The organism is Thalassotalea agariperforans, from assembly GCF_053470345.1.
Genome location: NZ_JBQMWH010000015.1, coordinates 1 through 12900 on the forward strand (window position 1 = coordinate 1; position 12900 = coordinate 12900).

At 35.3% G+C, this 12900-nt stretch carries 9 protein-coding genes and 1 pseudogene; 1 reads left to right on the top strand and 9 read right to left on the bottom strand.

The window, feature by feature from the left end:
- Positions 1 to 345: 345 nt before the first annotated feature.
- The 7 genes from ACSLUO_RS15150 to ACSLUO_RS15180 form a co-directional block, all read right to left on the bottom strand.
- Positions 346 to 2256, bottom strand: coding sequence for an acyltransferase family protein (locus ACSLUO_RS15150; RefSeq protein ID WP_448249743.1), 1911 nt, complete (start codon positions 2254 to 2256; stop codon positions 346 to 348).
- Between the two features lie 144 nt (positions 2257 to 2400).
- Positions 2401 to 4263: an acyltransferase family protein gene (locus tag ACSLUO_RS15155; RefSeq protein WP_448249745.1), complete on the bottom strand. Its 1863-nt coding sequence runs from the start codon at positions 4261 to 4263 to the stop codon at positions 2401 to 2403.
- 96 nt (positions 4264 to 4359) lie between these two features.
- Entirely contained in the window at positions 4360 to 5466 is a 1107-nt protein-coding gene (locus ACSLUO_RS15160) for a glycosyltransferase family 4 protein (RefSeq protein WP_448249747.1), read from the bottom strand.
- Between the two features lie 105 nt (positions 5467 to 5571).
- The gene (locus ACSLUO_RS15165) at positions 5572 to 6048 is read right to left on the bottom strand and encodes a serine O-acetyltransferase (protein ID WP_448249749.1); all 477 of its coding nucleotides are present in this window, start codon (positions 6046 to 6048) and stop codon (positions 5572 to 5574) included.
- Between the two features lie 3 nt (positions 6049 to 6051).
- Complete coding sequence (locus ACSLUO_RS15170) at positions 6052 to 7347, bottom strand: oligosaccharide flippase family protein (RefSeq protein WP_448249751.1); 1296 nt, start codon at positions 7345 to 7347, stop codon at positions 6052 to 6054.
- Positions 7340 to 8338 (bottom strand): UDP-N-acetylmuramate dehydrogenase, encoded by a 999-nt coding sequence (gene murB / locus ACSLUO_RS15175; protein ID WP_448249753.1) that lies wholly within the window; start codon positions 8336 to 8338, stop codon positions 7340 to 7342. Before murB ends, ACSLUO_RS15170 begins: the two co-directional genes overlap by 8 nt.
- A complete protein-coding gene (locus tag ACSLUO_RS15180; protein ID WP_448249755.1) occupies positions 8338 to 9627 on the bottom strand; it encodes a UDP-N-acetylglucosamine 1-carboxyvinyltransferase in 1290 nt (429 codons plus the stop codon). Before ACSLUO_RS15180 ends, murB begins: the two co-directional genes overlap by 1 nt.
- Before the next feature lie 463 nt (positions 9628 to 10090).
- Here ACSLUO_RS15180 and ACSLUO_RS15185 point away from each other — a divergent pair.
- A pseudogene (locus ACSLUO_RS15185) lies at positions 10091 to 11184 on the top strand (IS3 family transposase).
- A 72-nt stretch (positions 11185 to 11256) separates the two neighbouring features.
- Here the strand turns inward: ACSLUO_RS15185 and ACSLUO_RS15190 are convergent.
- Positions 11257 to 12003 (bottom strand): sulfotransferase, encoded by a 747-nt coding sequence (locus ACSLUO_RS15190; protein ID WP_448249757.1) that lies wholly within the window; start codon positions 12001 to 12003, stop codon positions 11257 to 11259.
- Positions 12004 to 12008: 5 nt separating this feature from the next.
- Complete coding sequence (locus tag ACSLUO_RS15195) at positions 12009 to 12899, bottom strand: glycosyltransferase family 2 protein (RefSeq protein ID WP_448249758.1); 891 nt, start codon at positions 12897 to 12899, stop codon at positions 12009 to 12011.
- Position 12900 lies beyond the last annotated feature (1 nt).

Consider the following 12900-nt stretch of genomic DNA (forward strand, 5'->3'; position numbering starts at 1 on the left):
ATCTAAAAAATGGACGATGCCGATAAGAAATTGGAAAACGGCCTTGAATCGATTTATGATTGAATTCGAAGACCGTTTGAAAGATGTTATTTAAACTTGGCAGTTACACAAAATGTGTTACAGGGTCGATTTGAACTGAAATCTTTAATCACTTTAGTGTTATTAGATGTGAAAAAGGATTTCAAGACCATACCTTTCGTACCACTCATAACAACAGATCCTGAACGCTTTTTGCTAAACCCAGCCCTAAAGTAGTACTAATCAAAGACAATATGGCAAGCTAATATCAAGTTAGTTTTCAATGAGATCATGTTTTGAATATGTACTAAAAGCGTTAGCCACTAATTATTTAGAATATAACGATAAAGGGAGTATCTGTTTAGACTTTATTTTTTCACCTAAGTACTTAGCTCCTATTTGAGTCAAATGACCGCTATCATAGTAATATGGTTCGTTATTTGTGTTCACGACAGAGCATGCCTTGTTCTCACACAAAATATTAGTCATGTTGATATAGTTTACATCAATAGAAGCTTGTGCTTTCTCGAAAATATCATTTTGATATTGATAATTCACGATACCACTCCTCCCTACCTTATTAAAAGCATAGTTATTTATATTCATACCGATTGAATATGAATTATACAGCATCGTTGGTATATTTTCGTCGAAAGCCTTTCCACCTATAAGATAGACCCCCGATGTTATATTCTTTTGTCTAATATTAGACAAAGATTTTAAAATGAAAGGAACATTTTCATCACTCCACTGCATAGCCAAAATAATAATATCAGCGTCTTCAATCTCAATACCTTCAATAATTCTTGACATAGACAGGCGACATTTTTCACGAATTTTCTTACTAGGCTTACTCTTTTGATTATTAAATAGCTGATCCAGTGTCTCGATATCCAAGTAAAAAACTCCGCATCGCTTGCTTATAATTCTTGATATCACATCGGTATCATTGCTAATACCTGTTTCATATAAGATGTTTATGAAATCGCCAGCTTGAGAATCCCCGATTATAAGAACTTTTAATTTGTCTTGTGTAAAAGATTGTTTTTTATTTAACTTCCTATGCTTATCCCAAGTATACTTTCCATTGTCATCCGTATTTTTATCTACAGTCATCCCATAAAATATATCTTTTGGTATATGATAATAAATAATATCGGGGTATTTATAGATAAAGCTACTCGACAACATAAGTAGAATGGATATGAGCAAAGGCTTGCATGTTAAATAGCCAAAAGAACGGGTGAAATCACTTCTAAACTTAATTCTTTCAATATATTTATGACTCAAAAAACCAAGTAGTACCGATAAAATAATTCCCAAGTAACTGTATGCCTGATTTAACGAAAAGTAATAAATAGAAACAACGAGTGGCCAATGCCATAAGTAGATTGAATAAGACCAGCTTCCTATTTTTTGGGAAATGATATTACTGGTAATAAAGCTATCATTACTCTGTGCTTGAATTATAAGGAATGCCCCTAAAACGGGAAATAATGCTAAATAACCAGGCCAAGGGGTTTCTTTGGATATAAAAAAATAAGAACCTATAATTAAAGCCAATCCGAACCATTCTAAGCGTTTTTTTTGCTCTTCTTTTAAAACAATAGGGTAAAGGTAAGCAACACCGCCAAGCAACATTTCCCACGCTCTTGTAGGTAATGAGAAATAAGAAAAATCAGGCCATTTATAGGTAGCTATGACGCAGAAGATGAAGCCTATTAGCGCTCCAACTAACACAGTAGCCTTCATTGCTCGTATAGGAAAAAACTTTCGTATAGCGACTATTACTAGTGGGTAGATTATGTAGAATTGCCATTCAGCAGATAATGACCAAGTATGTAATAGCCATTTTTCGTGTGATGAAGCGTCAAAGTAGCCAGATTCACTCCAATAAACGATATTTGACCAAAACCCAATGCTGCTGCCAACGTGTTTGCCTAATGCTTTGTAGTCTGTTGGGCTTAGATAGAGCCAACCAAAAATAAGTAAAACCAGACAAAGAATGGCTAATGCAGGTATTATTCTATTTGCTCTTGCAATATAAAATTTCAAAATAGAAAAATTTTCTTGCTCTATCCCTCTGAAGATTATTCTGGTCATCAAAAAACCAGAAATAACAAAAAATACATCTACCCCAGCATAACCACCAGGCATCCATGATGCATTAAAGTGAAATAGCACAACAGCTGTAACAGCAATAGCCCTAAGTCCATTTATATCTTTTCTAAATTGCAAATGTAGCTCACTTAATAAATTAAAGCATGGTAATAGGTTATTTATGGTTTTATGGTCAATCTTTTGATTAAATTAAGCCTTGTCCGTTATCGTTTTGAGCATATTCTCTGCATAGAGCAAAATATTCTTAAACAAATAAAATCGCTAAAAATCATCCATCCTCGATATATGCCATTTGGCTGCAGAAAGCGTTAGATGTCCATAATCAAAATGCATTGGTGAATTGTCATCTGTAGTTAACTTACAGTTTCCAAGTGGGCATTCACTTTCATGTAGTGAAATGAAATGCCCGCCTGCACTTAAGGTTGCAGATTTGATCTTTAAATCTAGCTGTTCTTTGTTTTTATCTCGTTTACTGTGTATAAATTGCAGATCATTTTTCTTTAACGCCCTCGCTAAAAGTGCTGGAAACTCACCATGATATTCAACGGTACTACCTATAACAATAACCTTGATGCCACTTTGGATAAGAAAACTTACCGTTTCTTTTAATAGAGTGATCTCATTACTTCTCCATCGACCGGATAAAATAATCGTATCAAAAGAGTTGTTTTTTAGCATAGGCCCTAATACGTACTTTACTACTTCTAAGCAATAATCTGCGCCTTTACCTTCGAGTAAGGGTCTACATCCTGAAGCCGTTGCTTGCATGACATTAGCCTCAGAGTATTTTAATTTAAATGCTCGCCAAAGTTGTGCAGCGTGGCTATCCCCCAAGACAACTATATTTCTTGTATTCTCTTGAGGTAAAACACAAAGGTTTGTATCAAAAGGAATATGTCTGTGTTCGGAACCTCTAAAACAAGGAGAGCCAGTTCGAAATTGATATAGGTAATCACTAGTTTCTCTGTAATCGTTAAAAGAATCGACCCGTAGTACGCTTTCTGGAGTCGCTCTGAATTTTTCGATATTTTTGATAAAAAAGCTGGAACATATGCAGAATAAAGCTAAAGCTAATATGCCGGTCATTACTATATTCTTAGCGGCACTCGATTTTTTATATTTTTTTAGAAAAAAACGCTCAACTAAATAATAAGATATTATTGCAAAAATAAAAGAGGTGGTGACTAAGCTAATGGTTTCTAATAGATCAAGTTCGATACCTGTTTCAATGCGATATAAGGTAATAATAGGCCAGTGCCATAAATAAAGGGAATACGAAATTTTCCCTGTAAATTGTAATGGTGTAAATGAGAGTAGCTTGCTAAAAGAGGCGTTATCGCCATACGCAAGAAGCACAAAGGTTCCCAAACAAGGAATTAACGCCCAAGGGAAAGGGAAGCTATAGCTAGGTTTAATCCAAAACAAGCCTATAAATATACATGTCAATCCAAATAAAAACAGAGCATTGATTATTTTCGCTGATTTTACTTTAGGGAAGAAATTAATCGCTACTAACCCACCTAAAGCGAGTTCCCATGCCCTGCTTGGCAATAAATAAAAACCAGCTTCTGCATCTTTAAAGGATAAAAACCAGCTAAGCATTAATGAAATAATTATTATAGAGACAATAAATATGGTGTAACGTTTATTGAAATATTTATGTATTAATAACAAAATAATAGGATAAAAGAGATAAAATTGCTCTTCTATACCTAATGACCAAGTATGCAAGAGAGGCTGTAGCTCTGCAGCAGGGCTAAAATAATCAGTTACGAACCAAAAGTATATATTCGATAAAGAAAAGGATGTTGCGATAACGCTATTATTAAGTTGAGCGAGCTCGGAGGGTAGGCTTAAAAAAAGGCTTGCCGTAAGTAATGCTGAAAGCATAAATAATAACGCAGGGAAAATACGAATAGTTCTGCGTTTATAAAACTCTATTAAACGAAACTTGTCATCTTTGAGTTCACTAATGATTATTTTTGAAATTAAGTAGCCAGAGATAACAAAAAAGATATCAACGCCAATGAAGCCGCCAGTCATGGTTTCTATGCCAGCATGAAATAAAACTATAGGCAATACAGCTATTGCTCTTAGGCCATTAATATCTTCTCTGTATTGCATTATATGATCTATTCCAGTTTTAAGCTTTGATGTAAGTGTCCTGATTTCTTTACAGAACCACAGTTATACCCATATTGGTAATTCAACATCTCTCTATTAGTTGAAAATAATATCGTAGCTCTCTGATATATATTTATCCAAAGAAAATTCTTTTTCTTTTAGTTTTATAGAATTCAAACACAATTGGTTTATTTCAGCTTCACGCATTAAAAGTATTTTTTTTAACTGCGCATAAACATCATCTTCATTTATTTCACAAGCGAATCCATTACCTTTTACAAATGTTTTTGCGCCATACCCTACATTCCCAATCACTACTGCGCATCCCTGGCTCAATGCCTCTATAACCGATTGAGAAGGGTAACTATCCGGTTCAATAATACTGATGAAAATTTTAGCTTTTTGTAATAGCATTTTCATATCGTTGGAGTAGCCAGAGGAGGATACATTGCTGTTACACCCTAGCATTGACTCATCAATATCTTTTTTGAGTGGCCCGTCACCATAAATTCGAAATTCCCATGTTGGAAATTCAATAGCAAGCCTCTTAAAAACCTTTGTAGCTATATCTGGATTTTTTCTTTTTAGAAGGCGGTGGGCATATATAACCGTATTGTTCTTTTCTGATATAACATCTTCTTCCACACATTCAACTTCAGAATAAGGTCGAGTACGGCCTTTTACTCGTTCATTAAATTTTATTTTATCAATATTGGTAATGCCAAATAATTTGTTATTCACGCTTTCACTGACCGAAATTAATTTAAATTTTTCTAGCTTTAACTTCAAAAGAGACTTAACAAAATTTTGCTCTGCTATATCTGGACTCGTAATTTCAAAAAACACTCTTTTAGCGAAAAGAAGTGTAGGAAACATAAAAGGACTTAATAATGCTATATGTACATATTTACCCCAAAACACTTGAGGCAAGAATAGAAATTTTAAACGAGATATTTTATATAAAAGGTTGTATTTTTTTCCAAAAATCTGATCTTTAATGGTAAATATTTTACTAAAGCTTTCTAATTCACTTTTCGAAATAAACATATTTTTATTATACGTTAAAGAATTCATTAAACTTTCGCGCATAATTAGGCGAACATCAAGGTTATGTTGAGCCTTAAGTAATCTAGCCGTTTGAATTAACCTTTTTTCTGCACCAGAGAATTTGGTGCCACCTATGACTAAAACATACTTTTTCAAGTTACTTCCTTAATTTATTGTTAGTTTTAAAAAAATAATGGATGGGATAGTTAGCGAACATTGGTGTATTACCTTGGAGAGAATTTAAATTTAATCGTAAATTTTTCAAATAGAATTATTTTTCTTGATTTTAGCGGGTATACCTACAGCGATGCAGTTATCAGGTACATCTTCTAATACTACTGCGTTTGCCCCAATGGTTACATTTTTACCAATATGGATGTTACCAATGAGTTTTGCGCCGGCAAATATGATAACGTTATCCCCTATTATTGGATATCGAGATTCTGTTAATTCACCAACCCTAGCCGCACCCAATGTGACATTTTGATAAATAGTCACATTATTGCCCAACTCTACGCCTTCACCAATAATTATACCGACAGGGTGCTTGAATAACACATTATTTCCTACCTTTGCCATGGGGGATAAATAACATGCAAATTTTCTCTGAATTTTTTTTGTTAAATATAGCGAAAGGTATTTATGTATCCCTTTTTTTATATACGCATTTCTTGCTCGAGAGTAAAGGTACTCAATGGAAAATCCTGTAATTATAAAATTAAATATTGTGCTTAACATGTTTTATAGTTTTCTCTTAAGGTTAGTTATGGACATGTGTATATCTTGCTTATTGATAAATAAGATTTTTAAAATTTTTGAGTTCGTGTGCTTAGTAAAATAGTAAAGGGAAATAATTGCTGACAGAGAATAACTTAAGGATGAGGCTATTGCTGCGCCTTTGGCGCCATAAACAGGTATTAAAATATAATTAAAAATTACATTAACCGTTACCGATATCCCCATAATGATTAAAGCAAAATGAGGTTTTCCTTGACCTGCAAAATAGGTATTGATTGATTTAAAAATAGTGGCAAGTAGTAACCCAGGAGCAAGATAAAGCAGCATTTCATAAGCGCCTTTATAATCGTCACCAAAAATAGGCGTAATGAGAAAGTATGAAATAAATAAAAGCCCCAATAGAACAAACAATGTAATGGTGATGGTTAAGCGGGAGGCTTGACAGACTTGCGATATAACTTCCCCTCCTTTGGAGTTGGCACTTTTGGCTAACATTACAACGGTTACTGCAGCAGGAAGCTGCCAAGCTAATTCGCCTATTTGAACAGCTATCACGTAGTTACCAATTTGCTCGGGAGTGCTTAATAAGCCCAATAAGAAAATATCAATTTTATAATTAGCGGTAATCAAAAATAAAGCTACCGCATAAACTATACCCATTTTTAGCATTGAAATAAGGGTGGTTTTATTAAAACTGCAGTTTAGTTGTTTATCTTTTTGGAGGTAATAAAGTGCTTGTAAAACATTAAATAAAGCCGCTAGTGCGGTTACAACAATAGCACTAAAAATAGTCAAGGCATTTAATAAAAACAAGATGAAAATGGCAATAACGTAAAATAGCTTTTGCACCCATAAAATTTTGGAAAAGGTTTTAATGTTTTGATTACCTAAAAACACACCTTTTAATGCGTTAACAGCAAGTGATGTTGGTAAAATTAATGCGGTAACTATCATCATTGCATTATCAAAAAATTCAGTACCAAACCAAGCCATTAAACTATAAATTAATAATGAACCACCAATACTTGCTAAAAGTATATAAGAAAATAATGCACCGATAACTTCTGTTTTGTCGGCCTTTTTTTGACCAATATAATAAATAGCGGCTTGGCGCATTCCTCCCTCGGTAAGGGCGAGAAGTAATTGTGGGTATATCAGGGCGGCAGCTAATATACCTCGCCCTTCAGGGCTTAATGCTCTTGCTAATACAACAGAGCCTAAAAAGGTTAAAACAAGTACAACTATTTTAGAGCTAAATACAGATATAACATCGGTAAGTAACGACCTTGGTTTAGTCATTAAATGAGTTACCCCATACTTCGTCTGCTTTGATATGAGCCGGTATAATTTGGCCTGATTCGCTTATAAAATGCGCTTCTGCGGGCATGTCATAGCCAGTTTTTTGCAATACTGAGGTGCGAGCTAAGTGTATTAAATACAATATATCGTCAGCAGTAGCATTATTTTGATTTACAATGAAATTTGCATGTAATGGCGATATACAAGCCCCGCCTCTGATTGTACCTTTTAAACCACATTGTTCAATAACCGCACCGGGAGGGCCATAATCAGCATACATTGCAGGGTTACTTACAAAGACTGAGCCGCAATTGGGATACTTTTGAGGGAATTTTTTTCGGCGAGAACCTAATATTTCAAGCATCTCTTTTCTTATTTTAGAATAATGCCCATTTTGAAACTTAAAATTAGCACTAACGATAATTTCACCGCCATGCTGAAAGATGGAGCTGCGATAAGAGAATTGGCATTCGTCATGTGTGTATTGCTTAATTTCACCATTAGGAGTTACGGTTCTTACACTTATAACATGCTTACCAATACCTTTGCGTTGGCTACCTCCATTCATGCATATTAAACCGCCTAATGTGCCGGGTATACCACATGTATGCTCAATTCCTGTTAGGTTGTGTTTTGCAACAATACGAGCGAAACCAGGTACCCATATGCCACTTTGGCACCACACATTGTTTTCTTCTATGCGATAGTGCGCCATATGGTTACCAAGCTGTATCGCGATAACATTTAACCCTTGATCTGAAAATAATAAATTAGTGGTTGAGCCTATTACTATATAGGGTAGTTTTTCAGCAGATAAATACTGTATTAAGTTACAAATTTGGGTTTCGTTTTCTGGCGACACTATACACTTAGCAAGCCCGCCTACTTTCCATCGGCTTATGCTTGCTAACGAGATATTTTGTTTTATGTTGGGGCATAGCGAGTGTAGTTTGGATACCACACTTGCTGTAATCATAGGTAATTTATTCATTATTTAGTTGTGGTTATTTTTGCGCCTAGTGATGTCATTTTTTCTACAAAGCGATCATAACCACGCGTAATTTGCCATGCATCTTGAATATGAGTTTCACCTTCGGCAAATAATCCGGCTAATGCCAAAGCTATACCGGCACGAAGGTCTAATGCTTTAACAGTTGTTCCTATAAGCGGTTGACCACCGTCTACAATTAACATGTTTCCATCTGTTCGTGACTTTAATCCCATTTTATTTAATTCAGAAGCATAACCATAGCGGCCAGGAAAGCGTAAATCGACAAATTTAGACTGGCCATTAGCTTTTCCTGAATAAACAGCAAGGATAGGTTGCATATCAGAATTTATACCAGGGTAAGGGCCAGTACTAAGCTCCAAAGGGTAGCATTTTGAACCTTTGACTATCATTGAATTATTATGCCTGTAAAACTTAGCTCCTGATTCTTGTAGGTATATTAACGGAACATCTAAATGTTGATAAGGGAAATCAAGAATTTCTACTTCGCCATCAGTTACAGATGCCCCAACTAACCAGGTTAATGCCTCAACGTTATCAGGTATAACCGCATGAACAGTTCCGAATAAACCTTCTTGCCCAATGACTTCAATGTGTTCTTGACCATATACGGTAATTTTAGCTCCCATAGAATTTAACATATCAATGAGGTCAAGTATTTCAGGGCGAACATGGGGGTTCCAAATGCGCGTAATACCATTTGCCAAAGCGCCGGCTAAAATAGCATTTTCTGTGGCGCCAGTAGAACGAATAGGTAGGCGAATATCAGCTCCTACTAATCCTCCCGAGGGTGCTTCAGCACATAAATAACCATTTTCATCCCATACTTTAGCGCCAAGAGCTCGCAATAACATTACATGTAAGTCATATGCCCGGTCACCATCGCCACCGCCAATAGAACAACCACCTGGTAAAGGAACTGCGCCATAGCCTGTTCGTGTAACTAGGCTACCTAGAATAAGTAGCGTGTTACGAATAGAGCGACCATCCCACTCTAATTTATTTTTAATGCCACTAGCCTCACTAATAATAATTTCGTTGTCATTTTTTATCGTACATTTCTTCCCTAAAACTTCTAACATGTCTTTATGTACTTGTGCATCAAGCAATGTTGCAGGGTAATTTTTTAGCGTAATTGATTCTTCACTTAAAATTGATGCCGCCATTAATCGCAATACTGAATTTTTGGCGCCACTGACCTTTACGGTACCGTTTAGTTGGGCTGGTGATACAATGATTTCATTGACATTTTCAGTTGCATAATTCGACATAAAATTCCCTAAAAGTGATAATTGCGTGATATAAAAATGTAAAGCAGTTGTGGTGGCTACTTTGTTATTAAATTCAAAATATATAATTTGTTATTTTACGGCTAAAACTTAATCGTAAACAACCGTTATTTCGTTAAAAGCCCATATAAGTTGATAACTTATATTGTTGTGTATGGTTATTTATTATTCTTTTTTAATGAAGCTTTTTGTTTTTCAATATAAACTAACGTCGCTGAGTTGGGTTTAGCTGATAAAATGGTGAAACCAGTTGTTAATTTTATTCTATCCATAAGGGAGTGCTTTGTATTCGTTTAATTCAATTTTGAAAACGGCGATAACAATGATCTGCTTTAATTAAACAGGACACTTTAATAATGGAATATAATCCAATTATTGAGGTGTGAAATGACAAAAAAGAACAAACAGAAATTATACGGCTGAATTTAAACAAGAAGCTGTCGCCTTGGTCACCGACCAAGGTTATAGCGCCCCCAAGGTTGCTGCGTCTTTAGGCATTACAGATAAATTGCTTTATAACTGGAAAGTCAAGTTTGAATCCGAGAAATCCGGGGCTATTTTAAATACTGATGAATGAGCTGAGTTACTCAGACTTCGCAAGGAAAATAAAGAGCTAAGGATGGAAAAAGAGATATTAAAAAAAGGCCAGCGCCCTCTTGCTAAAGGAAATCAAGTAACGTTTAAAAGTATAAGCAGCTATCTTCTGATTTTTCAGTGATTCAGCTTTGCAAGGTCCTGGAAGTAAGCCGTTCAGCCTATTATGCATGGCTCAAACGTCCGGCAAAGATAATTACAGCAGATCAGCTTAATTTATATCGAAGAGCCAAAGCGATTTTCAAGCAAAGTCGAAATAGCTTAGGTTATCGAGAACTTAGAAAACGGTTATGTAATGAGGGCTTTAAAGTTAGCGATTATGGCGTTCAAAAGCTAATGGCTAAACTTGGCTTGATTGTCACCCAGCGAATTGCTTACAAGGTAACAACCAAACGTAAGCATAGTGATGCTGTTGCTGATAACTTGCTGAACCAGAACTTCATCCTGTTGTGCCAAATTAGGTGTGGGCTGGTGATGTGACTTATCTGAGAGCGGCTAAAGGGGGGATGTATTTGGCAATCGTGATGGACTTATATTCTCGTCGTATTGTTGGTTGGCATATTGATAAGCGCATGACGACAGACTTGGTGAGTAAGGCAATGATAAAAGCCTTTAATTTAAGACAGCCACACTAAAGACTTAGTGTTTCATAGCGATCGTGGCTCGCAATATACCAGTAAGCGCTATCGCAATTTACTGATGAATTATAGAGTGAGACCCAGCATGGGAGATGTTGGCGCGTGTTGGGATAACGTTGTTGTTGAAAGGTTTTTCGGTAGTTTAAAATATGATTGGTTATTAAAAGTACCACAACCAACTCGTGAGCATATGAAAAATGACGTGGCAGCGTATATGAGCTATTAAAACTTAGAAAGGCTTCATACGGTTAATGGGGATAAATCCCCAGTAGAGTATGAGTTAAATTCCTTTAGGAAAGTGTCCTGAATTAGTTGTGCAGAACACAAATATTTCAGTTGCAGGTAACGTTCTATTTGGTTTTTATAATTGGTTTGTATTTTATATAGCTATTGTGCTTTTTTGAATTAACTCATTTTTTACTTGCTCATATTTGTTTTGTGCAAGTGTTAAGTAATTTTCATCAAGCTCTATGGTGTTTTCAGGTTTGGTTTCTATAATACTACCTGATGTTAAGCTTGCTGAGTTATCGCCGTAGTGCCCTTTACCGGTATGCTTAAAGCTTTTGTAGCTTGGGGTTAATGGTTGTTTTAATCCCACCCAGCTAGTTAGAATCTCAAGTGACCTCTCTGTGTTGTCTACAAGTGCGTCGGCATCAATGTATAGCATTTGTTTTGGTGCTATTTTTTTTGATAGCTGTTCCAGTTCGTTTAGGCGAGAAACATAATATTTTGTTGCCCCTGCTATTTCTGACAGAGGGTTGTCTGAACCATGTAGTTTCATAATACTACGAATGGTGTCTGCAGGTTTACGCAACATAAAAATAAATTGGCAATTATCACTGGTTAATACTTGGTCAGCAATGTGGTGGTGATTATGCAAAACCTTGTCGAAATAGAATTTAGCTACTGAAACATTTGCGTGTTCTTTATGAAACTTTAATTGATGCTTTACTAAGCTTTTCCATGAATAATAGCTGATATGGCATTCATAATAGCCTCTAATTTGTTCGTTGGAGCCAATAACATGAGATAACACACTTGTGCGTGCTCGCATGTGGCTTAATAAAAAAACGTGTTTTTGTGGTAAAAACAATTTAGGGTTGAATGGGTAAGATAAAATGCTCATAAATGTTATTGTGTTATCCGTGCTTTAATGTAGTTTATTGAACCTAAAAATCGATAATACCATTTGTTTTTTCTTGGCATGTTATTGAATACAGGGCTTGTTTTTTTTAGGTCGTTATTTAGTTCCCACCATGTACGTTTAAGCACATGTTTACTTTTATTAAATAGAATATGTTTTGTTAAAAAAGCACCTTGTCCTATAGCATAGTTTTTTGCTAATTGAGCAAAGCTGTTAGGGTCTCTGCGGCCATGGTTATGGTAAACATAATATTCAGGTATATATACAACATCGCCTTGGTGTAGTGCCCAAATACGATAGATAAAATCACTGTCTTCTGACCCTGGAGATCTTGTTCCTGCCCCCATGTGGGTGTCAAACTTACCTACTTGTTTTATTAAATTGTATTTTATTACAAGACAGCAGCCAAATATAAAGCCAAAGAATTGGTCACCTGAATATATTTGTTTTTCTTTGTCGGTTTTAATGGTGATAGGTAAGTCTTCAGGGTTATAAAGCTCTACTCTTCCGCCTATAATACTTGCTTCAGAGTGGCTGTTAATCGCGTTATTTAAGTCGTGCAAAAAGCTTTCTGGTATTATTATGTCGTCGTCTATTGTTATGACGTAATCAATATTTTCTGTTTGCTTAATTAAATACTGTAATCCGCAATTTCTTGCGTTACTTAACCCTTTTTTTGTTTCGTTTAAAAAGGTGGTGGCAAAGTTAAAGTTAGCATTGCTGACAATTTCTTTAGCGTTAGCATCGTGGCTGTTATCAACAACAATAATGGATAACGTTATGTCTTCACATGTTTTAACGTTAGTGAATGATTCTGCTAAGTTAATTATGTCGTTATGTCTATTTAGTGTGGGAATAATGCACCAAATATTTTTCATC

What these genes read in the sequence shown, in the direction of transcription:
- murB (WP_448249753.1), bottom strand. Translation starts at nt 8,338, where the DNA reads ATGAATAAATTACCTATGATTACAGCAAGTGTGGTATCCAAACTACAC.
- ACSLUO_RS15170 (WP_448249751.1), bottom strand. Translation starts at nt 7,347, where the DNA reads ATGACTAAACCAAGGTCGTTACTTACCGATGTTATATCTGTATTTAGC.
- ACSLUO_RS15190 (WP_448249757.1), bottom strand. Translation starts at nt 12,003, where the DNA reads ATGAGCATTTTATCTTACCCATTCAACCCTAAATTGTTTTTACCACAA.
- ACSLUO_RS15180 (WP_448249755.1), bottom strand. Translation starts at nt 9,627, where the DNA reads ATGTCGAATTATGCAACTGAAAATGTCAATGAAATCATTGTATCACCA.
- ACSLUO_RS15195 (WP_448249758.1), bottom strand. Translation starts at nt 12,899, where the DNA reads ATGAAAAATATTTGGTGCATTATTCCCACACTAAATAGACATAACGAC.
- ACSLUO_RS15155 (WP_448249745.1), bottom strand. Translation starts at nt 4,263, where the DNA reads ATGCAATACAGAGAAGATATTAATGGCCTAAGAGCAATAGCTGTATTG.
- ACSLUO_RS15165 (WP_448249749.1), bottom strand. Translation starts at nt 6,048, where the DNA reads ATGTTAAGCACAATATTTAATTTTATAATTACAGGATTTTCCATTGAG.